At 65.9% G+C, this 21,961-nt stretch carries 19 protein-coding genes; 2 read left to right on the plus strand and 17 right to left on the minus strand.

Annotated elements, in window-relative coordinates; all coding sequences use genetic code 11:
* Positions 1–63: 63 nt before the first annotated feature.
* Positions 64–792 (plus strand): DeoR/GlpR family DNA-binding transcription regulator, encoded by a 729-nt coding sequence (locus C0Z18_RS08025; RefSeq protein WP_102644876.1) that lies wholly within the window; start codon positions 64–66, stop codon positions 790–792.
* Between the two features lie 20 nt (positions 793–812).
* Here C0Z18_RS08025 and C0Z18_RS08030 read toward each other — a convergent pair whose 3' ends face one another.
* The 17 genes from C0Z18_RS08030 to phnS all read right to left on the minus strand — a co-directional run bounded on the left by C0Z18_RS08030 (position 813) and on the right by phnS (position 20,492).
* Positions 813–1,847, minus strand: coding sequence for an ABC transporter permease (locus C0Z18_RS08030; protein WP_408646980.1), 1,035 nt, complete (start codon positions 1,845–1,847; stop codon positions 813–815).
* 19 nt (positions 1,848–1,866) lie between these two features.
* Entirely contained in the window at positions 1,867–3,402 is a 1,536-nt protein-coding gene (locus C0Z18_RS08035) for a sugar ABC transporter ATP-binding protein (RefSeq protein ID WP_102644878.1), read from the minus strand.
* A gap of 61 nt (positions 3,403–3,463) precedes the next feature.
* The gene (locus C0Z18_RS08040; protein ID WP_102644879.1) at positions 3,464–4,468 is read right to left on the minus strand and encodes an autoinducer 2 ABC transporter substrate-binding protein; all 1,005 of its coding nucleotides are present in this window, start codon (positions 4,466–4,468) and stop codon (positions 3,464–3,466) included.
* Positions 4,469–4,576: 108 nt separating this feature from the next.
* Positions 4,577–5,632 carry an ABC transporter permease gene (locus C0Z18_RS08045; RefSeq protein WP_102644880.1) on the minus strand — a complete coding sequence of 352 codons (1,056 nt, stop codon included), beginning with the start codon at positions 5,630–5,632 and terminating at the stop codon, positions 4,577–4,579.
* 31 nt (positions 5,633–5,663) lie between these two features.
* Positions 5,664–6,602: a ribokinase gene (gene rbsK / locus C0Z18_RS08050; protein ID WP_102644881.1), complete on the minus strand. Its 939-nt coding sequence runs from the start codon at positions 6,600–6,602 to the stop codon at positions 5,664–5,666.
* The gene (locus tag C0Z18_RS08055) at positions 6,599–7,087 is read right to left on the minus strand and encodes an RbsD/FucU family protein (RefSeq protein WP_102644882.1); all 489 of its coding nucleotides are present in this window, start codon (positions 7,085–7,087) and stop codon (positions 6,599–6,601) included. Before C0Z18_RS08055 ends, rbsK begins: the two co-directional genes overlap by 4 nt.
* Positions 7,088–7,157: 70 nt before the next feature.
* Positions 7,158–9,563 (minus strand): aldehyde dehydrogenase family protein, encoded by a 2,406-nt coding sequence (locus C0Z18_RS08060; protein ID WP_102644883.1) that lies wholly within the window; start codon positions 9,561–9,563, stop codon positions 7,158–7,160.
* A gap of 10 nt (positions 9,564–9,573) precedes the next feature.
* A complete protein-coding gene (deoC, locus tag C0Z18_RS08065) occupies positions 9,574–10,578 on the minus strand; it encodes a deoxyribose-phosphate aldolase (protein ID WP_102644884.1) in 1,005 nt (334 codons plus the stop codon).
* Between the two features lie 116 nt (positions 10,579–10,694).
* Positions 10,695–12,248: an FGGY-family carbohydrate kinase gene (locus C0Z18_RS08070; protein ID WP_102644885.1), complete on the minus strand. Its 1,554-nt coding sequence runs from the start codon at positions 12,246–12,248 to the stop codon at positions 10,695–10,697.
* 85 nt (positions 12,249–12,333) lie between these two features.
* Positions 12,334–12,894, minus strand: coding sequence for a phosphonate degradation HD-domain oxygenase (locus C0Z18_RS08075; RefSeq protein WP_102644886.1), 561 nt, complete (start codon positions 12,892–12,894; stop codon positions 12,334–12,336).
* Positions 12,895–12,898: 4 nt separating this feature from the next.
* Positions 12,899–14,362: a phosphonoacetaldehyde dehydrogenase gene (gene phnY / locus C0Z18_RS08080; protein WP_102644887.1), complete on the minus strand. Its 1,464-nt coding sequence runs from the start codon at positions 14,360–14,362 to the stop codon at positions 12,899–12,901.
* Positions 14,359–15,654, minus strand: a complete 1,296-nt coding sequence (gene phnA / locus C0Z18_RS08085) for a phosphonoacetate hydrolase (protein WP_102644888.1) — start codon at positions 15,652–15,654, stop codon at positions 14,359–14,361. The genes phnY and phnA overlap by 4 nt, the downstream gene beginning before the upstream one ends.
* The gene (locus C0Z18_RS08090) at positions 15,638–16,366 is read right to left on the minus strand and encodes a phosphonate utilization associated transcriptional regulator (protein ID WP_102644889.1); all 729 of its coding nucleotides are present in this window, start codon (positions 16,364–16,366) and stop codon (positions 15,638–15,640) included. Before C0Z18_RS08090 ends, phnA begins: the two co-directional genes overlap by 17 nt.
* An 88-nt stretch (positions 16,367–16,454) precedes the next feature.
* Positions 16,455–17,237, minus strand: coding sequence for a 2-aminoethylphosphonate ABC transport system, membrane component PhnV (phnV, locus tag C0Z18_RS08095; RefSeq protein ID WP_233217236.1), 783 nt, complete (start codon positions 17,235–17,237; stop codon positions 16,455–16,457).
* A 125-nt stretch (positions 17,238–17,362) separates the two neighbouring features.
* Positions 17,363–18,289 carry a 2-aminoethylphosphonate ABC transporter permease subunit gene (phnU, locus tag C0Z18_RS08100; protein WP_199189411.1) on the minus strand — a complete coding sequence of 309 codons (927 nt, stop codon included), beginning with the start codon at positions 18,287–18,289 and terminating at the stop codon, positions 17,363–17,365.
* On the minus strand, positions 18,267–19,379 hold the full coding sequence (locus C0Z18_RS08105; protein WP_408646977.1) for an ATP-binding cassette domain-containing protein: 1,113 nt from the start codon (positions 19,377–19,379) through the stop codon (positions 18,267–18,269). The genes phnU and C0Z18_RS08105 overlap by 23 nt, the downstream gene beginning before the upstream one ends.
* A 24-nt stretch (positions 19,380–19,403) precedes the next feature.
* Positions 19,404–20,492, minus strand: a complete 1,089-nt coding sequence (gene phnS, locus C0Z18_RS08110; RefSeq protein ID WP_102645054.1) for a 2-aminoethylphosphonate ABC transporter substrate-binding protein — start codon at positions 20,490–20,492, stop codon at positions 19,404–19,406.
* Positions 20,493–20,844: 352 nt separating this feature from the next.
* Between phnS and C0Z18_RS08115 the strand changes: the two genes are divergently transcribed.
* The gene (locus tag C0Z18_RS08115) at positions 20,845–21,954 is read left to right on the plus strand and encodes a 2-aminoethylphosphonate--pyruvate transaminase (RefSeq protein WP_102644891.1); all 1,110 of its coding nucleotides are present in this window, start codon (positions 20,845–20,847) and stop codon (positions 21,952–21,954) included.
* Positions 21,955–21,961 lie beyond the last annotated feature (7 nt).

The raw sequence follows: 21,961 nt of genomic DNA on the forward strand, positions 1-21,961 counted from the left end.
TATAAATGTAACGTACTCGATACGCGGCCCCTCCACGCTTCGCGGCGCTCCCTCACAGAATCGATGCTCAAAACCGATCGCCTGCACGCCCTTGCCGATGCGCTCGCCAAACACAGCGTCATGCGCTTGCGCGATGCCGCCGCGCTACTGGGCGTATCGGAGATGACCGTCCGGCGCGACATCACGGCCAATCCCGAGCGGTTCACCTATCTCGGCGGCTACATCGTGAGCGCGGCCAACGTCCCCAACGCGGCCGGCTATTCGCTCGAGCAAGAGGAAGATCACTTCGCCCAGGCGAAAGCGCAGGCGTCGGCGCACGCGGCGCAACTGATCGTCGATAACGAAACGATCTTCATCGATTGCGGCACGACGCTCACGACGCTCGCACGCCTGATCCCGGCGGACATGCAAATCACCGTCGTCTGCTATTCGCTCAATATCGCGGAGATTTTGCGCCGCATGCCCAACGTGCGGATGATCCTGCTGGGCGGCGTCTATGTGCCGTCGTCCGATTCGTTCACGGGCGACGAAAGCCTCGAGATGCTCAGGCGCATGGGGATCAACAAGGCATTCATCTCGGCGGGCGGCATCGATAGCGCGCGTGGCGTCACGTGCTGGAATTTCCACGAGGTGGCGATCAAGCAAGCGGCGATGGCGAACGCCGTCGAGAGTCACCTCGTCGCCGATACGAGCAAGTTCGGTGTCGTCAAAGCCGTGCGGTTCTCGCAGGTCGACGCGTTCGACTCGGTCATCACCGAGAAGGGGCAAGAGCCCCGCAAGCGCGGCGCTTGATCTTTCTCGATAAACCCCGATCAGCCGCGCCGGCGCAAGGCGAACAGCACGCCCGCCACGAGAATAAAGGCGCCCACGATCACTTTCTGCCACGTGCTGGGCACGCCGACCAGAATCAGCGTGTTATCGACCAGCGTCACGAGCGCCACGCCGAGCAGCGTGCCGAGCACGGTCCCGCTGCCGCCCGTGATGCGCGCGCCGCCCAGGATCACGGCGGCAATCACGTCGAGCTCCGAGCCCACGAGATCGAACGGATTCGCGAGCCGATTGGTCGACACGTGCAAGATGCCCGCGATACCGGCCAGCAAGCCCGTATAGCCGAACACGAACAAATGCACAGCGCGCACGTTGTAGCCGAGCCGCTGCGCGATCGTGAGGCTGCCGCCCATCGCATACACCGCGCGCCCCATCATCGTCCGGTTGAGCAGCCACCAAGTCGTCACGGCCGCCGCCGCCAGCGCGAGCACCGACACGGGCAGCACGGCGTCGAGACCATCCACGGTGCGATAGGCGAGTAGCGGAATGCGTCCGAAGCGGTCCATGCTGTGCGGGATGTTCATGAAGAAGGTCGTGCCGACGAACGTCAACAAGATGCCGCGATACAGGTATTGCGTGCCGATCGTCACGATCAGCGAGGGCGCCTTGAGCCGATGCACGAGCAACCCGTTGATGACGCCGAGCACCACGCCCCCGACCGCGCCCGTGAGCAGGATCAACCCGAACGGCGCATCGGGCCACCAGGCGAACACGGCCTTCGTAATCGAATACATCGTCAATGCCGCGATCGCGGTGAACGACACGTCGATGCCGCCCGATGCCAGCACCACCAGCGTGCCGAGCGCGAACAGCGACGTCGTCGTCGCCGAATGGAGCAGATCGAACAGCGTCGCCCATTGAAGAAAGCGCGGATTGATCGCCGCGATGACGACGCACGAAATTAGGATCAAGCCGGCGGGCAGCCACTCGGGGCGGCGCGCGAGCTTCGCGCGCCAGTCGGGGGACCGGCGCCGGCCGGCCACGTCGACGGAATCGGTTGAACTCATCGTCTGATTCATCTCAGTCATGCCCTTCGATTCAAGCGGCTTGCGCGAGCAGCGCACGATACAAGTCGGCTTCGGTGAGACCGGGCGCGGCGTATTCGCCCGTCACGCGCCCTTTGCTCATCATCAAGATTCGATCGCAGTTTTGCAGCAACTCGGGTAAGTCGTCGCTGATCAGCACGATGCCGATGCCGCGCTCGGACAGCGACTGCATGATCCGATAGATGATGTCTTTCGAACCCACGTCGACACCCACCGTGGGACCGTGCAGGATCAGCACGCGCGGATCGATCGCGAGCCACCGGCCGATGAGCACGCGCTGCTGGTTCCCGCCCGAGAGCGATTGCACGGGCTTGTCGATATCGGGGGTGGCGATTTGAAGGTCGGTCACCGTCTTCTGGGCGAGCGCGCGCGAGCGCTTGCGATCCAATCCGCCGAAGCGGTCGCGCAAGCTCGAGATCATCGCCGTCACGACGTTGTCGCGGATCGACTTGTCGAGAAAAAGACCCTCGCTCAAGCGGTCTTCCGGGACGTAACCGATCCGATGCCGCTTCGCGTCCGCGGGCGTGGCCAGTGTGATCGGCACACCGTCGAGCGCGATCGAACCCGTATCGGCGGGCGCGACGCCGGCAAGCGCGCGCGCGAGTTCGTTGCGCCCCGAGTCGAGTAGCCCGGTGACGCCCACGATCTCCCCGCGTCGCAGCGCGAACGACACATCTTTGAATTGACGGCCGCGGCCGAGCCCGCGCACGGCGAGCACCACATCGGCGGCCTCGGGCGCTTGCGTCCGGTAGCGTGCGTGCGCCAACTCGCGGCCCGTCATCAGTTCGCTCAATTGCGCTTTCGTGTAATCGGCGATCGGCCCTTGCGCAACCTTGCGGCCATCGCGCAGCACGATGACCTCGCCGCCGATCGCATAGCATTCGTCGAGCTTGTGACTCACGAAGAGCACCGTCACGCCCTGCGCGCGCAAGCTGGTCAAGACGGCGATCAGATTGGCGACTTCCTTTTGCGTGAGCGAGGTCGTCGGTTCGTCCATGATGACGAACTTCGCCTCGCTCGCGATCACGCGCGCGATCGCCACGAGTTGCCGCGTGGCCAACGGCAGCATCTCGACGATCGTCGCTTGAAACTCGGCATCGAACGGCAAGCCGACCGATTCCAGTGCGCGCGCCGCGCGCCGCGCCATTTCGCGCCGGTCGAACGTGCGCGCGAGGCGCCCGCCGTGTTCGGCCAACTCGGAGGTCAGCGCGACGTTCTCGGCGACACTCATGTTCGGCAGCAGCGAGAGGTCTTGGTAGACCGTTTCGATACCGGCCGCCAGCGCTTCGAGCGGGGTCAGCCGCGCGTGGCGCTCGCCTTGAACGACGAGCTCGCCCGCGTCGGGCGGCTGCGCGCCCGAAATGATCTTGATCAGCGTACTCTTGCCGCAGCCGTTTTCGCCGAGCAGGTGATAAATCTGACCGCGCGCGAAGGTCAACGTCACGCCGCGCAGCGCGTACACGCCGGTGAAGCGCTTGTGCACGTCGATCACTTGCAGCAAGGGATTCGGAACCGCTTCGTCGTTCATCGTTCTGCGTCCAGGCCTGCCTCGAAGCGCGGGCGGTAAGCCGCCCGCGCCCTCGGCCGTATCAGAAGTTGTACTGCTTGTAGTTCGACTTGTCGACGCTGACCCAGCCTTGTCCGCGCACGATGACACCCTTGCCCGGTCCCTTGGTCACCGTCACCTTCTCGTAGCCGGGCAAACCGAGGTTGTCGCCGTTGTGCACCGTCTTACCGTCGAGCAGCATCTTCGCGATCTTGTTCATCGCCAAGCCGGCGAGCTTCGGATCCCAGAACGCAATGCCGTCGATCGCGCCGCTTTCCAAGTACTTGCCGGCTTCGGCCGGCAACCCGGTGCCGTACACGCAAACCTTGCCGACGAGACCGGCTTCCTCCACGGCGCGGCCGATACCGAGCACGTCGAGCGAGGACGAACCTTGGAAGCCCTTGATGTCCGGATGCTTGCGCAGCACTTCCTTCGCTTGCTGGTACGCGCGCTCGCCGTCGTTGTTCGTCTCGATGTTGGTCTCGACGAGCTGCATCTTCGGGAACTTCTTCTTCGCGTTGTCGATGCCGCCATCGGCCCATTGCACCTGCGAGCGGCTACCGAGCGAGCCCACGAAGGTCGCCCACTTACCCTCGTCGTGCATGCAACTCGCGAGGCGGTCGTTCAGCGCGGCGCCGTAGGCACTGTTGTCGAACGCCTCCACGTCGACCATCGTGTTCTTCTCGTTGTCGGCCTCGTGCGTGACCACCTTGATGCCGCGGTCCATCGCCTTCTTCAGCGCGGGCTCGAGCGTCGGCGGGTCGTACGGAACGACGGCGATCGCGTTGACCTTCTTGGCGATCAGATCCTCGATGATGCGCAACTGCTGCGCGGCGTCGGCTTGACCTGGCCCCGTCTGATACGTCGTGATGCCGGGGTTGTCTTTCGCGAATTGCTTGACGCCTTCGTCCATCCGGTTGAACCAGCTAATGCCCGTCACCTTCACCACCGTGACGATCGTTTCATTGGTCGCCGCCTGCGCGGCGAAAATGACGCCCGCGCCGAGCGCGCAAGCGGCGAGCGCGAGGCTCGTTCGTTTCAGCTTCATCTGCGTTGTCTCCTTCCTTTTTCCTCGACGCCCCTTGTTTGCACTGACGGAAACCCGAGGCCAGATATCCGTCGACTGCCGAACTCGCCTACCGTGCCGCGGGTGCCCTCATGCGGGCGGCCCGCTGCCGCCGCCAGCCGCATGCGGTGTCGTGCCGGTCCGCCCGAAGCGCAGCATCGCGCGCAGGTGATCGCCATCCGCGAATGCGAGCGAGACGAGCAGCAAAAAGCCCCACGTGCAATCGCCGAAGAACTGCGATACGCCGAGCAGGTTGAACAGGCTAGAGAGCAATTGCAGCACCGTCGCGGCGAAAAACACGCACACGATGCGCCCGTACCCTCCCGCGGGATTTACGCCGCCCATGACGGCGATGAGGATGGCGATCAGCAGATACGAGTTGCCGTAGTCCCATTTCGCGCTGAGCGTGTGCGACACGGAAACGAGCCCCGCGAGCGAGGCCAGCACGCCGCACATCGTGTAGGTCGCGATCAGCATGCGCTCGCAGCCGATGCCGGCATAGAACGCCGCGCGCGGATTCGTGCCCATCAGATATAGCCGTAACCCGAACGGGGTGCGCTTCAGGAGCCAGCCGAGGATCAGCACCGCGGCGATGAAGATGCAAAACGAAATCGGCACCTGGAACACGGCGCCGTTGCCGATATCGGCGAGCGGCTCGATATAGTCGACGTGCACCGACGCGCCGTTGCTCAGGGCAACCGCGAAGCCGGTAAAGACCAGTTGGGTCCCGAGCGTACTCAGAATCGGCGTGAGGCGCAGCCGCGCGATGACGAGGCCGTTGATCAAGCCGCCGAGCACGCCCATCGTCACCACGACGACGCAAAAGAGCGTCGTGTAGAGCACCGGCGTATCGTCGCCGCTGACCCACTTGGGCACCAAGAGCGCGGCGATCATCGCCGAGAGATTGGCGAGCCCCACCCCGGATAGATCGATGCCGCCGTTGCCCGAGAGCATCGACAACATGATGCCGAGCGCGAGCAGACCGACCTCGGGCAGTTGCGAGCCCATCGACTGAAGATTGTCGATATCGACGAATTGGCCGTGCGATAGCCACACGGCGACGACCACGACGAGCACGTTGACGGCGAGCAGAAAGTTCAGCTGCCTGTCGCCGAACCACTTGCCGATAACGAACGAGCCTTTCATAGACGATGCCCTTTTCGTGATGCGTGATCGACTAGGCCGACACCGCGGAGCCCGCGCCGAGCAATGCGTTCACTTCGGCCAAGCGCGGCATCGACGGCGCCGTGCCCGCGCGCGTGACCGAAATCCCCGCCAGCGCGCAGCCGAAGCGCACCGCGTCGAGCGGCGTATCCCCGCGCGCGAGCGCGGCGGCGAATCCGCCCGTAAAGCCGTCGCCCGCACCGGCCGTCTCCACTACGGGACCGCATTGAAACGCGGGCACGAGCACCGACTGCGCGCGCGAGTGCAACAGCGCGCCGGTTTCGCCGAGCGTGACGATCACCGCGCCCGCGCCTTTGCCGAGCAGGACATCGGCCGCACGGCGCGCATCGTCGGCCGACGCGATCGAAACGCCCGTGAGCGCGGCCGCTTCCGTTTCGTTCGGCGTGACGTAATCGCACAGCGGGAAAATGTCGTCGGGCAGCGGCAATGCCGGCGCCGGATTCAGCACGGTTTTGACGCCATGCTTGCGCGCGATCTCGAGTCCACGGCGCGCCGCCGCCACGGGCTGCTCCAACTGCGTGACGAACACTTGCGCGCCGGCGATGTCCGCTTCGATCGCTTCGGCGTCGGCCGCGCCGAGCGTACCCGCCGCGCCGGCTGCGACGATGATCGCGTTGGAGCCCGTTTGCGCATCGACGAAGATGTGCGCCGCCCCCGTCGCCAACCCTTCGACGACGGTCGCGCGCGCCACGATGCCTTCGGCTTGCCAGGTTTCGCGCGCGATGGCGCCGAAAGCGTCGTCGCCCAGCCGCGTGCAAAACACGACCTGCGCACCCGCGCGCGCCGCCGCTACGGCCTGGTTCGATCCCTTGCCGCCCGGACCCATCGCGAACGCGGAACCCGCGATCGTCTCGCCGATCACCGGCATGCGTTCCGCCCGGAACGCGAGGTCGGTCACATAGATGCCGAGGATGACGACGCGCCCGCTCATTTCCCACGCTCCGCGCGCCGCGCATCGAGCGGTGCATCGGGGGCGAGGATCACGCCCTTGGTGAATACGAAGCAGCCGTAGCCGCGCGCTTCGCCCGTCGCGATGACGCAGTACGCCTTGCGCGCGCGTGCATAAAAGGCGTGTCGTTCGATCGGCGCGAACGGCACCGGGCGGCCTTCCGCCGAATCGACTTCGACTTGCGCCTCGCGTTGCACGTTGGGAATCGCGCGCGGATCGCCGACCACTTCCATGCGCATCGCCGGCGCCTCGACGAACGTATCGAGCGGGAGCACCGAGAGCACGGCGCGCACGGCGCTCGCCGCATCGGCACCGTCCATGCGCAGCAGCTTGCCGAGCACCGTGGCGCGTGCCACCGAATCGGCCGGGAAGTTCGCGTCGCAAATCACGACTTCGTCGCCGTGGCCCATCGCGCGCAGCGCATGGAGCACGTCCGCGTTCAGCAGCGGGTCGAGATGTTTCAGCACGATGTCTCCTTTCTTTAGTCGTTCGTTGTTCGGCGCTAGCGCCCCCGCGCCTGCGCGCGGACCGGACCCGTCAGTCGCCGTACGGAATCCATATATTCTTGACTTGCGCGGCATGACGCAAGAAGGTCATGCCCTCGGCCGAGCGATCGAACCAATCGAGGCGGCGGCCGTGATCGACGAACGTGCGCTTCAAATTGCCGATCGATTCGCGTTCGACGAGCATCGAATGCCGGGCGAGGCCGAAGCACCAGAGCGCGTCCACGTCGTCGTGCTTGGCCAGCGCGGGCAACAATGCGTCGCGCGCGCCCGTGACGATATTGAGCGTCCCCGCCGGCACGTCCGACGTTTCGACAACCTGATACAAATCCGTCGCCATCAACGGGCAAGACTCGCTCGGCAAGACCACCACGCGATTGCCGAGCGCAAGCGCCGGCCCGACGAGCGAGATCAGCGCGAGCAACGGCGCTTCGTCGGGGCACGCGATACCGACGACGCCCAGCGGCTCGTTCATGGCGAGCGCAACGCCGCGCAGCGGGGGCATGTGCACGGCGCCGTCGTACTTGTCGGCCCACGCCGCGTAGGTGAATAGCCGCGAGATCGAAGCGTCCACCTCGCGCTCGGCCGCGGCGGCATCGCATTCGGTGCGGCGCGCAAGCTGAGCGGCGAACTCATCGGCCCGGGCCGAGAGGTTTTCGGCGAGGAAGTACAGCACCTGCGCGCGGGCATGCCCGCTCATCTGCGCCCACTTGCTCGCGCCGCGCGCGGCGGACACCGCATCGCGCACGTCCTTGCGGTTGCCGTCGGCCACTTCGCCGATCGGCGCGCCGCTCGGGGCATGGACGGCTCGCGAATCGCCGCCGTCGGCACGCGCTTGCTTGCCGCCGATGAAAAGCTTCGCGGTTCGATCGACGAAGCCGGTGCCGCTGGCGTAATCGGCCAGGCGCTCATTGGCCGCCGCGGCAGGGGCCGCGATCGGCATGGCCTCGCGCAGTGCGCCCTTGCCCCAACCGGCGGCCTTCAGATACTCGTACGCGCCCTCGCGCCCGCCTTCGCGGCCATAGCCCGATTCGCGATAACCGCCGAAGCCGACACTCGCATCGAACAGATTGGTCGCATTGATCCAGACGACACCGCACGCAAGCTGCGGCGCGATATCGAGCGCACGCCCGATCGTCTCGCTCCACACGCTCGCGGCCAATCCGTAGCGCGTGTTGTTGGCAAGCGCCACGGCCTCGTCCAGCGTACGAAAGCTCATTGCCGTCAGCACGGGCCCGAAGATTTCCTCCTGTGCTAGCGTGCTGGCCGGCGCCACGTTCGTCACGAGCGTCGGCGGGTAGTACGAGCCGCCGATCTCCGGCAGCGCCACTTCGCTCGGTTGCCAGACGTCGCACCCTTCGCGGCGCCCCGCTTGCACGAGCGACTCGATCCGCGCGAGTTGCACGGGATCGACGATCGCGCCCATGTCGATCGTCTTGTCGAGCGAAGGCCCCACGCGCAGCGTCGCCATGCGGCGCTTAAGCTTGGCGATGAAGCGCGCTTCGATACCCTCTTGCACGAGCAGACGCGAGCCCGCGCAACACACTTGCCCTTGGTTGAACCAGATCGCGTCCACGACGCCTTCGACGGCGCCGTCCAAATCGGCGTCCTCGAATACGATGAACGGAGACTTGCCGCCAAGCTCGAGCGTCAACGATTTGCCCGTACCCGCCGTGGCGGCGCGAATGGAGCGCCCCACTTCGGTCGATCCCGTGAACGCGATCTTTTGCACGTCGGGATGCTCGACGAGCGCGGCGCCCGTCCGGCCATCGCCGGTGACGACATTGAGCACGCCGTCGGGCAGCCCCGCTTGGCTCGCCAACTCGGCGAACAGCAGCGCCGTGAGCGGCGTGTACTCGGCGGGCTTGAGCACGACGCAGTTGCCGAGCGCGATCGCGGGCGCGACCTTCCACGCCAGCATCAGCAACGGAAAATTCCACGGCACGATCTGACCGATGACGCCGAGCGGCGCCCATCCCGCAAACTCGGTTTCCTGCAACTGCGCCCAACCGGCGTGGTGCAGGAAATGCCGGGCGACGAGCGGGACGTCGAGGTCGCGCGTCTCGCGGATCGGCTTGCCGTTATCGAGCGCTTCGAGCACGGCGAACAAGCGGCTATGGCGCTGCACCATGCGGGCGAGCGCATACAGATGGCGCGCGCGGCGCGCGCCCCCCGCGGCGAGCCACGCCGGCTGAGCCGCCCGGGCCGCCGCGACGGCGGCATCGATGTCAGGGGCGCCGCCTTGCGCGACTTGCGCCAGCACCTCGCCGGTGGACGGCGCGTGCACGGTGAATTGCTCGCCCGACACGCCGGCACGCCAAGCGCCGCCGATGAAATGACCGAACGATGCGCCGTGCCGCTCGAGCCAGGCACGGGCGGCTTGATCGTCCTCGGGGGCAGGGGCGTAGTCCATCGTCTGAAAGTATTGCGCAACGCTCATCGCGGATCGCTCACGCTACAGGGTGACGGTTGAAAGCCGAATAGCGGCCGGTGACGTGGTGCTCGAGTTGACGCTCGATGTCGGCAAGCAGGCTCGATGCGCCGATGCGAAAGAGCGAGGGCTCGAGCCACTCGCGTCCCAGCTCTTCCTTCATGAGGACTTGATAGGCGAGCACGGTCTTGGCGCTCGATACCCCGCCCGCGGGCTTGAAGCCGACCCGCGCGCCCGTGCGCTCGCGAAACTCCCGGATCATCCGCACCATCGCGAGCGACACGTCGAGCGTCGCGTTCACGCTTTCCTTGCCGGTCGAGGTCTTGATGAAATCGGCACCGGCCATCATGCAGACCATCGACGCCTTGGCGACGTTGGCCAAGGTGCGGATATCGCCGGTCGCCAAAATGGCCTTCAGGTGCGCCGCGCCGCAGGCCGCGCGAAAATCTTGCACCTCGTCGTAGAGCGCGCGCCAGTTGCCGGTGAGGATGTGCTCGCGCGTGACGACGATATCGATCTCGGCGGCGCCGTCGGCCACCGACGCCTCGATCTCTTTGAGCTTGAGCGGATGCGGGTTCAAACCGGCGGGAAAGCCGGTGGAGACCGCCGCCACCGGAATGCCCGTGCCGGCGAGCGCATCGGCCGCGGCCGCCACGAAGCGGTGATAGACGCAGACAGCGCCCGTCGCGATCGAATCGGGCGCCAACCCTAGCGCCTCGATCAGATCCGCGCGTACCGGGCGCCGCGCCTTCGCGCACAAGCGGCGCACGCGCCCCTCGGTATCGTCGCCGCTCAGGGTCGTGAGATCGATGCAGGTGATGGCCTTGAGCAGCCACGCGGCCTGCGCGTCCTTCTTGACCGAGCGGCGAGCGGCGAGCGTAGCGGTGCGCCGCTCGACCGCGGAAGGATTGATACGCAAGCCGTCGATCCAGGCGGCGTCGAACGGCACGCCGCGATTGCGCGCGTCGAGCGCAAAGGCGAGACCGGGTGGCACGACGATCGAATGCGTTGAGGCGTCGGACATAGGCACAAGCGTTGTGCGATGCACAACATACCGTGATGGTTTGTTTGCATCGATCCTAAGCCTATGAAACGATCGTGACAATACGTCGTTACAATTTTATCGAAACAGGCAAAACATCACCGCGCTTCGCGCAAGCGGTGCATCGACGGCATCAGCGCCGGATAGAGTGCCTTGTAGACGTCGAAGTGGCGGGCATAGACCTCTCGGCGAGCGGCATCGGGGCGAGCACGCTCGCGCAAGCTCACCCATCCGCGCTGCGCGTCCTCGTGCGTGACGGCGCCGACACCCAAGGCGGCCAAAAGCGCGGCGCCCATGGCGGCCTCGACCTCCTGTTCGATCGTGAACACGGGGTAGCCGGTCACGTCGGCGATGATTTGCATCCACAAGTCGGAATGCGCGGCACCGCCCACGACGATCAAACGCTCGTCGAGCGCAGGCTCACCGGCGCCGCGCCGTCCCGCTTCGATGTTGTGCATGAGCGCGAAGGCCACGCCCTCGAGCACGGCGCGATACAGATGCGAGCGCGTATGGACGAGGTTCAAGCCGACGAACGCCCCGCTTGCCTGTGCGTCCCAAATGGGACTGCGCTCGCCCATCAGGTACGGCAGGAACACGATGCCCTCGCAGCCCGCGGGCACGCGCGCCGCCGACTCCTCGAGCAAGCGATGTGGATCGCCGTGCGCCGTGGCGCGCGCCGCTTCGATCTCTTCATGGCAGAACTGATCGCGGTACCAGGCGACCGATGCGCCGGCGCTGATCGCACCGCCGAATACATAAAGATCGCGGCGGCCGTTCAATACATGGGGCATGGCCACGAGACCGCGCGCCGCATCGACGTGCTGATCGATATAACCCCAGCACATGCTGGTGCCGATCATCGCCACGTGCTGACCGGTACGCGTCGCCCCCGCCGCGAACGTCGCGACAGCGGCATCGACGCCGCCCGCGACGATCGGCGTGCCGGCTTGCAGACCCAAGCGCTCGGACCATTCGGGCAGGAGCCGGCCCACGATGTCGGTGGACTCGACGAGGCGCTCGGGCATCATCGCCGCCGGGATGCCCAGCATGGACAACGCCTCCTCCGACCAGGCGCGCGCCGCGATGTCGTACACGCCGCCGATGTTGCCCGCCGAACTGTGATCGACGGCCAGCTCGCCCGTCAGCAGGTAGGCCAGGTAGGCATTGGGCGGAAGCAGATAGCGCGTTTTGGCCCACACCTGCGGTTCGTGTTCGCGCAGCCAGAGCATTTTCGTGAAGCCGTAATAGCTGTCGACGCCGTTGCCCGAGATCCGCTGAAGCCGCTCGAGGTCGACATGGCGCCGCACCCACTCGACTTGGTCGGTGGCGCGCCGATCCATCCAGATCAGACACGGGTAAAGCGGCGTCATCGATTCGTCGACGGGAATGCCCGAGCCGCCGTACAGGCTGCTGATCGCGACGGCGGCGATCTCGTTCGCCGCGATGCCCGCCTCGCGTGCGGCCCGCGTGCAGGCGGCGATGCATGTCTCTACGGCATCGCACCACACGCTCGGCCACTGCTCAGCCCAAAGCGGCTTGGGGTTATCGGGCCGGTATCCGCTCGAATGCTGCGCGACGATCTTCCCGCCTGCATCCGTGAGTAGGGCCTTCGTGCTTTGCGTGCCGATATCGATGCCGATGAAATAGCGCATGCCTTCCCCTCCCGTCGAGATTGGTCGAGATCACGAACATGGTGAGCATACCTAAACAACGGCAAGGCTGGGCAACCGGCGAGTATCAGCCGCGCGCGTGAACCTCGATCGCTCGGCCCACGACGCCGAGAAAATGCGCGAGATCGGGCGTGGACCGATGGGGGTCTTTGGCCGCGTCGTCCCATCGGCGCAGCTTCACGGCGTCGCTCGCGTAGGGCTTTTCGATGAACGCTTGCGCTTGCGCCGTATCGAACACGCCGCCTTGCAGGGCAAGGGAACGTACCGAATCCGCGGAGAGCCGCTCGGCGTAACCGCGATCGACCGCACATAGATAGCGCTTCGCGTCGACATGCAACCGAATCGGTTCGAGCACACTGTCCGGCAATAGGGGCCGCAGGAACGGCAAGGCGAAGTATTGATGACGATCGTCGATGCCGCGCTCGCTCGGCGTGTCGCCTTGCAAGTTCAGCAGATGCCCGAGATCGTGCAAGAAGGCAGCCGCGACGAGCGCATCGCTCGCACCGGCTTCCTCAGCGAGCGTGCCGCTTTGCAGCGCATGCTGCAATTGCGTCACCGGCTCGCCGCTGTAGGCGATCGGGCCGTGCCGCTCGAATAGAAAGCGAATGTCGTCCAGGCTCAAGGCCATCGCTTCACCCCCAAGGCAAAGAAAACGTCTTCAGATTCGTGAAGCTTTTCATCGCTTCCTGCACGCCTTCCTTGTAGCCGAGCCCCGAATCCTTGATCCCGCCGAACGGCGTCAGCTCGATGCGGTAGCCGGGCACTTCCCAAACATTGACCGTGCCCACGTGCAATTCGTTGACGAAGCGCGCGATCAGGTCCTGCCGGTTCGTGCAAATACCCGACGACAACCCGAACGGCGTGCCGTTGCTCAGCGCGATGGCCTCGTCGATCGAGTCGAACGTCATGATGGGCGAGACGGGTCCGAAGGTTTCTTCGCGCACGAGCGTCATCGAGGGAGTCACGCGATCGAGCACCGTCGGCGCATACAAGGCGCCGTCGCGGCGATGCCCCGCGAGCAGGCGCGCCCCGCCCGCGATGGCCTCGTTCACGCGCGCTTCGAACGTGCACGCGGCCTGCTCGTCGATGACGGTGCCCATCCGGTTGGCCGCATCGAATGGATCGCCGTACGTCCACGCGCGCGTCATATCCACGACGCACTCGGCGAACGCATCGGCAATGCGCCGATCGACGAGCATGCGTTTGACCGCCGTGCAACGTTGCCCCGAGTTGCGATAGGAGCCTTGCACGGCCAATTGCGCCGCGCGCTCCACGTCGGCATCATCGAGCACGATCAGCGGATCGTTACCGCCCAACTCGAGCACCGTGCGCCGGTACCCGGCACGGCTCGCGATGTACTTGCCGATCGCCACGCCGCCCGTGAACGTGACGAGCGTCACGAGCGGGTGGGCGATCAGCGCGTCGGCGATTTCGCGCGGATCGCCCGTCAGCACCTGCAGCATCGGTGCGGGCAGTCCCGCTTCGTAGAGCAGGTCGGCCAGCCACAACGCCGAAAGCGGCACCTTCTCCGAAGGCTTGAGCACCACTCGATTGTTCGTCGCGATCGCCGGCGCGATCTTGTGGGCGACCTGGTTCATCGGGTGATTGAACGGCGTAATCGCAACGATCACGCCCGGCAAAGGCTCGCGTTGCGTGAAGACGCGACGCTGCTTGCCGTGCGGCGTCAGATCGCAGGAAAAGCTCTGAGCGTCGTCGCGCAGGGCCTCGATCGCTGCGAACTTGAACACGTCGGCCACACGCCCGATCTCATAGCGCGAGTCTTCTTTCGACAGGCCCGATTCGAGCGTGATGAGATCGGATGCGGCTTCCAGGCGCTCGCGCAGCAACGCGGCCGCGCGCTCCAAGATCTGTGCGCGCTCGAAGCGCGTGAGCGTCGGCCGGTAGGCGCATGCGTATTCGAATGCGGCGCCTACGTCGTCGACGCTCGCGAGCGGCACCGTACCCACACGCAAGCCCGTGTACGGATCGAAGACATCGAGCGTGCGCTCGCGCGTTGCGCGCTCGCCGCATAAGCGCAACGCCTCGGCGCGGAACGCGTCGTGGTTGCGAACGGGTCCGTCGAGCACGGCGTTCATTCTTGCCTCGCGTGGTTCAGTGCGATATCGAATACGTCGAAGTTGCGCAAGCGGCGGCCACCGAATAGCCGGTCGATCCGCTCGACGCGCCGATTGAAAACGAGCGGCACCGTTTGTTCCGACAGCCCGCCATGGGAGCGCAGCGGCACCGTCAGTCCCGACAAGTCGTGAGCCGCGCGGCGCGTGCCGATCGTCACGTCGCGACGCGAGACGACGACGATGTCGCCGATCCGTTCGGGCATCAGCTCGAAACGCTCGCTCGCCTCAGCGTTTCCGATTGCGAGTTCGATGCCGTCGAGCGCCGCGATACGTTCCATCGCGGGTGCGATATCGTCAGCCTCGCTCATGTAGACCGTCGCGAACGAGCCGAGCGCGCCGTGGTGCACGACGTACGGATCGGTGATCGGCAACACGACGCGCGAGCGCGACGCCCCGAGCCATTCGTCCAACGCGTCCTGCAAATAGACGACGTTCGGCTTGCCCGTCTTCGGATCGTGCTTCGCGTTCATGCCGTGATCCGCCGTGAGCCCGATCGTCCAGCCGAGCGCATCGAGCCGTGCTAGATAGCCGTCCATCATCGCGTAGAACGCATTCGCACCTTCGCTGCCGGGCGCGCACTTGTGCTGCACGTAGTCCGTCGTCGAGAGATACATGAGGTCCGCCTCGCCGCGCTCGGCCAAACGCACGCCCGAGGCGAACACGAACTCCGACAGCGCCGCGCTGTAGACGTCGGGAACGGACAAGCCGGTGAGCGTGCGGGCGTCTTCGATCCCGTTCTCGGCGAGCGTCGCGCAATCGGCTTTTTCGGCGGAGAAGCAGATGCCGTCCAATTGCCAGCCGAGCAAACGTCGCAGCTTGTCTTTCGCCGTCACGACCGCCACGCGGGCGCCCGCGCGCGCCGCCGCGGCGAGCAACGTGCCGGCGCGCAAATAGGCCGGGTCGTTCATCATGACTTCGGCGCCTTTGCCGTCGTTCGCGCGCGGGTCCCAGAAGTAATTGCCGCAGATGCCGTGGACCGACGGCGGCACCCCGCACACGATCGACAGGTTGTTCGGATTCGTGAACGAGGGCATCGCACAATCGGCGCGCACGGCCGTCGCGCCATCGCCTCGCAGCAAACGGGCGATGAACGGTGCCGCCCCGGCCGCCGCCGCGGCCTCGAGATAATCGAACTCGCAGCCGTCGACGCAGACGACGGCCACGGGCCGCGCGGCAAGCCCCCGCACGTCATAGGCGCGGCCGTTCACTTCGATCGTTGCGCCGTGATCCGCGCGCTCATTTGCCTGCTGCATCGTGTTCCTCGTCTTCAAAGTATTCGTCACCGCGCCCTGCCGCCCGCCCGACCGCCGTTTGCCGCGCGCGCGCCAAGCCGCCCGCCACGTGCGCGTGCATCGCCGCCGCGGCGGCTTCGCCGTCGCGCGCCGCGAGCGCGGCCACGATCTCGCGGTGTTCGGCGAGCGAGCGCTGCGCCGCGTCGTCCGTGACCGCCAGCGCGGCACGGCGAAACAGATTCAGTTCGCCGACCAACCGGCGATAGGTCTCGGCCAGCTTCGCATTGCCGGCGTGGGCGACGATCGCGTCATGAAACGCGATGTTTTCGCGCGCATAGCTCGAGAGGTCGCCCTCGTCCAACGTCGCGCGCATCCGCTCGAGCGAGGCCGAGAGGGCCGCAAGCTGCGCCTCGCCGATACGCTGCGCGAGCATCCGGCAAGCCGCTTCTTCGAGCGCAGCGCGCACCGCATAGATCTCGGCCGCCTCCTCGAGCGTGACCGTGCGCACGAATACGCCGCGGTTCTTGTGCGTCCGCACGAGCCCGATCTGCTCGAGCGCGCGAAACGCTTCCCTCACGGGCCCGCGCGACACCTGCAAACGTCCCGCCCAATACGCCTCGTTGAGCTTCTCGCCCGGCGCGAGCCTTCCCTCCACGATCTCCCGCTCGAGCGCATCGCGCACCAGCGCCGTCAACGAATGGCGCCGCACCACCTCGATCGTATTCAGTTCCATATTATTCGTCACTTTGCCACATTTTGCCACATGCGTGGACGCGCGTCATGGCCGGAACGCTCGCGCGGTGAGCGGGTGAAACGCTTCTTTAGCGCGCGCGGCGCTTCGGTACGCGCGCCGCGATGAGCAAGAGTGCCGCGAACGATGCGATGAGCAGGATCAACGACAGAGCCGAAGCCGGCAGGTAATAGCCCCGTTCGACCTGGCCGACGACGACGATCGGCACCGTCGAAAAGCCGGGCGGATAGACGGTGAGCGTGGCGCCGAGCTCACCGAGCGATAGCGCGAACCCGAGTGCGAGGCTGGCCCGGATCGCGGGCACGAGCTGCGGCAGCACGACGCGCCGCAGCACCATCGCGGGCGGCGCACCGAGGCTCGCGGCGGCTTCGCGCAGCACGGTCAACTCGGGCCGCAGCGCCGCCGCGGCGCAGCGATAGCTGAACGGCAGCACGAGCGCGAGTTGCACGAGCACGACGATCGCGGGCGAGCTCGACAGGTCGAGCGGCGCCTTGTGATAAGCGATCAGCACGCCGAGGCCGAGCACGACGCTCGGCACGCCGTTGGGCATCATCGTGATGGCATCGACGATGGCGCCGAGTCCGTGCCGCGTGCGCCCTTCGAGTGCGAGCGCCAACCATAGACCCAGCACGGTGCCGAGCACCGCCACGGTAAAGCCGACTTCGAGGCTGGCCGCGACGGCGTCGAAATCGTCCGAGCCCAGCCGCTCGAACCAGCGCAGGCTGAACCCCGTAGGCAAGATCGTGCCCGACCAGTGCGCGGCGACGCTCGAGAGCGCGACCACCACCACCGGAAGCACGAAGAGCCACACGCACAGCAGCGCCGCCAATAGGGTGCAGCCGATGGCGGCCACCCGGGCAAACGTGCGGCGCGGTGCGCGGGCCGAGGCTGAGGCTGAGGCTGAGGCTGAGGCTGAGGCTGAGGCTGAGGCTGAGGCGCTTTGCGCGGGGCGAGCGGAGCGTTCCATGCGAGCCGCCATCATCGCGCTCCCATGGCCTGCCGGCGATCGACGGTTCGATACAGCGCATAGAGCGAAAGCGACATCGCCAACATGACGACGGCGCCGGCCGCCGCCGTTGGCAAGTCGAGATCGACCGTCGCCGAACTGTAGATCGCCACGGGCAGCGTGACGAGATGCGCGCTGCCGAGTACGAGCAAGATGCCGAACTCGTTGAGCGTGAGCAGGAAGCACAAGATCGTGCCGGCCGCGATGCCGGGCCAGGCGAGCGGCGCGATCACCCGCCATGCCACCATGAAGCCGTTCGCGCCGAGGCTACGCGCGGCTTCGAGCAACCGCATATCGATCTGCGCGAACGAGGCGAGCGTCGGACGCACGACGAACGGCGCGTAAAAGACGACTTCGGCCAAGACGATCCCGCCCGCACCGAACAGGAAATCGAGCGGCGGTGCGTTCAGATGAAAGAGCCGCTGCAGGCCGATGCTGACCGCCCCTTGCGAGCCGTAAAGGAAAATCAGCGTGAACGCGACGAGAAACGAAGGAAAGGCGACGAACAATTCGAGAAAACGCGTGACGATCGCCGCACCCGCAAACGGCCTGAAAAACAGCAGCGCGGCAATCGCGACACCGAGCACGGATGCGATACCGGCGCTGGCGAAGACGATCGCTATCGTCGTACCGACGACGCCGCTCACATCGGGATTCGAAAAAAACGTCGAATAGGCGTGCAAGCTGTGCTCGCCGTGGGGCCCCGTCAGGCTGAGCGCCACGAGCCGCGCCAACGGATAAATTACGAGCGGGCCGAGCACGACGAGCGCGACGAACACCACATGCAAGCGGGAAACTAACTCGCGGCGGCGAATATGCGCGCGATGCGCCTTCGCGTGAGCGGACGGCGGCGCCGGCGGCGCCGCGGCGGCGCGCTCAAGGTTTAACGAGGACGACATGGTCCACCTCATAGTGCAGCGAGACGCGCGCGCCTTTCTCCGGTGTCAAACCCTGTCCGCGGGCGGCCGCGACGAGCACGGGCGTCTCGGGCATCGCGTCGAGCAAGACCGACACCGAGAGCGCCGGGCCGTACCAATCGACGGACACGATCGTGCCATGCAGATGGCCCGCGCCGAGCGGCACGAGACGCAAGCTCTCGGGACGCAGGCAAGCCAAGCGGTCGCGCTCCGCATAGCGGGCATCGCCGAGCGGAAACGCCACGCGCGGGGGCAGCAGATTCGCGGCCCCGAGGTAACGCGCGACGAATGCGTCGGCGGGTGCATCGTAAAGCGTTTGCGGCGTGCCGATTTGCGCGATGCGGCCGTCGCGCATCAACAGCGTGCGATCGGACAACACGAGCGCGTCGTCTTGATCGTGCGTGACGCAGACGATCGTCAAGTTCGGCAAGCGCTCATGCAGCGCCTTCAATTCGGAGCGCACCGACGCGCGCAAATTGGCGTCGAGTGCCGAGAGCGGTTCGTCGAGCAACAGCACGTCGGGCTCGATCACGAGCGCGCGCGCGAGCGCGACGCGCTGCTGCATGCCGCCCGACAGTTGCGCGGGCATCACATGCCCCGCATCGGTAAGCTGCACGAGCTTGAGCGCGTCGGCGACGCGGCGCGAAATGTCCGCCGCACTCGCGCGCCGAGCACGCAAGCCGAAGGCGACGTTCTCGAACACGCTCAAATGCGGAAACAACGCGTAGTTCTGGAACAACAAGCCGAGATTGCGCCGATGCGCATGCTCGTAGGTGAGTTCGCGGCCGGCCACGAACAAGCGGCCGGCCACGTGATCGGCCTTGACGAATCCGGCGATGAACCTTAGCAGCGTGGTCTTGCCGCACCCGCTGCGGCCGAGCACGGTCAGAAACTCGCCGCGCCCGATCGACAACGACAGATCGTCGAGCACCGTGCGCGAGCCGAAGCGCACGCTGAGCCCCTCGATCTCGACCCCACCTGCGTTCGCGTTCGCGTTCACGGCGCGGGTTGCGTCGAGCGCACGCACGACCCCTTGATCCGTGCCTCGATCGGCCAGTTGCGTGGCATTCACCGGATTCGTCTCCCTTGCCTTTGCTTACTTCGGTTTCACGACGTCGACCTGCTTACCGCTATTGCCGATCACGTCGCTCTTCCAGCGTGCCGTCCAATCGGCCTTCTTCGCCATCACTTGGCTCCAATCGACCGGAATCAGCTTCACGCCCGAGATCGCCTGCTTGACGGCCTCGCCGTTCTTGCCGGCTAGCTTCACGTCGGTGCGGCCCGGAATGCCGAAGATATCGGGCACCTTCGATTGCACTTCGGTGGACATCAGATAGTCGATCAGCTTCTTGCCTTCGGCTTCGTTCGGGCCGTTCTTGATGAGACCGATCGCATAGGGCAACTGGAACGTCGTCGGCTGAGCGCCGGCCTTCGACGACAGGAAAATCGGCTTCAGCGACAAGCCGCCGTTGGCCGCGTCGTCCAGATCCATCTGCAAGTCGCCGTTGGCCACGGCGATTTCGTTGCGCGAGAGCAGCACGTCGAGATAACCCGTGCCCTTCGTGTGGAACTTGGCGCTTTGCTCGAGCTTCTTCAGATAGTCGAAGGCCTTGTCCTCACCCATGAGCGACGTCGTCAGGATGATGACGGCCATGCCGTCGCCGGCCGTGGCCGGGTTCGAGTAGGCCACCTTGCCGCTATAGTCCGGATGCAGCAGGTCGTCGAACGTCTTCGGCTGCTTCTTGACCGTGTCGGGATTGATCGCGAACGAGAAGTAGTTGTTGACGAACGTCGCCCAGGCGCCGTTGCCGGCCTTGGCGATCGCCGGCACGTTCTTGTAGTTCACGCTTGGGTACGGCTGGAGCAGGCCGCCTTGATCCGCCTGTTGAATGAAGGGCGGCAGCGTGACGATCACGTCGGCCTTGGGCGAATCCTTTTCGACCGTCGCGCGGTTCACCACCTCGCCGCTACCGGCCGTGACGATGTTCACCTTCACCCCTTCCTTCTTTTCGAAGGCGGGCAGCACGTCCTTGTACAAATTCTCGAGACCGTCGGCCGTGTAGAGCACGACGGCATCGGCGGCGTGAGCCGGCAGGGCAAGCCCCTCGAACAAGGCGGCGGCAGCCACGGCCGCAAGCAAGCGAGCGAAGCCGGCCTTCGTGCGCGGGGATTGGCTCTGTTTCATGTCGATCTCCAAAGGTGTGAAGCCAAGGATTCGGGCGATGCGAGAGGCCCGCCCGTGTAATGGTCGATGCACGATGCCGCCCCCCGGCCAGGGCCGCGCGGCCGATCGCACAACGCAACATGCGCAAATTGCAGATTGCCGACAATCCGTCCGGGCGGGTCGCGCCTCGCGCCGCCGGCCGCCTCGATCGGCGACGCAAGATTCACAGGTTTTAGTGACAGTGCGATGACGGAACGAAACAAATCCACTTTTTGACACATTTTGCCAATAAAGTGCAAACTCCCGGCACATGGCACGTTCGATCGTGCGTGCCCGATCGCCTGCTTCATCGTCCTTACTTGGAGACCTTCCGATGTCCGCTTCATCCCCGATCCTGCTTACGCCCGGTCCGCTCACGACCGCACCGGCCACCCGCGAAGCGATGCTGCGCGACTGGGGCTCGTGGGACGGCGAGTTCAATCGCATGACGGGCCGCGTGTGCGCCGCGCTGCTTGCGGTGGTGCACGGCGAGGGCGAGTACGTTTGCGTGCCGATGCAAGGCAGCGGCACATTCGCCGTCGAAGCGGCGTTGGGCACACTCGTGCCGCGCGATGCCTGCGTGCTCGTACCGCACAACGGAGCATATTGCGCCCGCCTCGTGCGCATCCTCGAACGCATGGGCATCGCGCATGTCACGTTGCCGCTTGCCGAGGACGAACCGGCGCTCGCCTCTGCGATCGAAGCGGCCTTCTTGCGCGATCCGCGCATCACGCACGTTGCCCAAGTGCATCTGGAAACGAGCGCCGGACTGCTGAACCCGCTCGATGAGATCGCGCGCGTCTGCGCGCGACACGGCAAACGCCTGATCGTCGATGCGATGAGTTCCTTCGGCGCTGTACCGATCGATCTGCGCGGCTCGGGCATCGACGCGCTCGTCTCGGCGAGCGGCAAGTGCCTCGAAGGCGTGCCGGGGATGGGATTCGTGATCGTGCGCCGCGCGCTGCTCGAGCAATGCGCGGGGCGCGCGCCTTCGCTCGCGCTCGATCTGCACGACCAATGGGTTTATATGGAGAAGACGACGCAATGGCGCTTCACGCCGCCGACGCATGTCGTCGCCGCGCTCAGTTGCGCGCTCGATGCGTTCGTCGCGCAAGGCGGACAACCGGCGCGCGCCGCGCGCTATGCGCGCAACCGGGCGACGCTGATCGAGTCGATGACGGCGCTCGGCTTCGTGCCGTTTTTGCCGGCCGCCGTGCAATCGGACATCATCGTGACGTTCCATGCACCGCACGATCCGGCCTGGCGGTTCGCCGAACTTTATGCCGCCGTGCGCGAAGCCGGCTACATCCTTTATCCCGGCAAGCTGACCGAAGTCGATACGTTCCGTGTCGGCTGCATCGGTGCCATCGACGAGGAGGCGATGCGCGGCGCGGTAGCCGCCATCGGCCTAGCGATCGAGCGGCTCGGCATCCGGGTCGCGTGAGACGCGC

The sequence above is a fragment of the Trinickia dabaoshanensis genome (genome assembly GCF_002879885.1).
Taxonomy (GTDB): Bacteria; Pseudomonadota; Gammaproteobacteria; order Burkholderiales; family Burkholderiaceae; genus Trinickia; species Trinickia dabaoshanensis.

Excerpts from the sequence above, each read along its gene's own strand:
- C0Z18_RS08025 (WP_102644876.1), top strand. The coding sequence starts at position 64 with ATGCTCAAAACCGATCGCCTGCACGCCCTTGCCGATGCGCTCGCCAAA.
- C0Z18_RS08030 (WP_408646980.1), bottom strand. The coding sequence starts at position 1,847 with ATGAATCAGACGATGAGTTCAACCGATTCCGTCGACGTGGCCGGCCGG.
- C0Z18_RS08035 (WP_102644878.1), bottom strand. The coding sequence starts at position 3,402 with ATGAACGACGAAGCGGTTCCGAATCCCTTGCTGCAAGTGATCGACGTG.
- C0Z18_RS08040 (WP_102644879.1), bottom strand. The coding sequence starts at position 4,468 with ATGAAGCTGAAACGAACGAGCCTCGCGCTCGCCGCTTGCGCGCTCGGC.
- C0Z18_RS08045 (WP_102644880.1), bottom strand. The coding sequence starts at position 5,632 with ATGAAAGGCTCGTTCGTTATCGGCAAGTGGTTCGGCGACAGGCAGCTG.
- rbsK (WP_102644881.1), bottom strand. The coding sequence starts at position 6,602 with ATGAGCGGGCGCGTCGTCATCCTCGGCATCTATGTGACCGACCTCGCG.
- C0Z18_RS08060 (WP_102644883.1), bottom strand. The coding sequence starts at position 9,563 with ATGAGCGTTGCGCAATACTTTCAGACGATGGACTACGCCCCTGCCCCC.
- deoC (WP_102644884.1), bottom strand. The coding sequence starts at position 10,578 with ATGTCCGACGCCTCAACGCATTCGATCGTCGTGCCACCCGGTCTCGCC.
- C0Z18_RS08070 (WP_102644885.1), bottom strand. The coding sequence starts at position 12,248 with ATGCGCTATTTCATCGGCATCGATATCGGCACGCAAAGCACGAAGGCC.
- C0Z18_RS08075 (WP_102644886.1), bottom strand. The coding sequence starts at position 12,894 with ATGGCCTTGAGCCTGGACGACATTCGCTTTCTATTCGAGCGGCACGGC.
- phnY (WP_102644887.1), bottom strand. The coding sequence starts at position 14,362 with ATGAACGCCGTGCTCGACGGACCCGTTCGCAACCACGACGCGTTCCGC.
- phnA (WP_102644888.1), bottom strand. The coding sequence starts at position 15,654 with ATGCAGCAGGCAAATGAGCGCGCGGATCACGGCGCAACGATCGAAGTG.
- C0Z18_RS08090 (WP_102644889.1), bottom strand. The coding sequence starts at position 16,366 with ATGGAACTGAATACGATCGAGGTGGTGCGGCGCCATTCGTTGACGGCG.
- phnU (WP_199189411.1), bottom strand. The coding sequence starts at position 18,289 with ATGTCGTCCTCGTTAAACCTTGAGCGCGCCGCCGCGGCGCCGCCGGCG.
- phnS (WP_102645054.1), bottom strand. The coding sequence starts at position 20,492 with ATGAAACAGAGCCAATCCCCGCGCACGAAGGCCGGCTTCGCTCGCTTG.
- C0Z18_RS08115 (WP_102644891.1), top strand. The coding sequence starts at position 20,845 with ATGTCCGCTTCATCCCCGATCCTGCTTACGCCCGGTCCGCTCACGACC.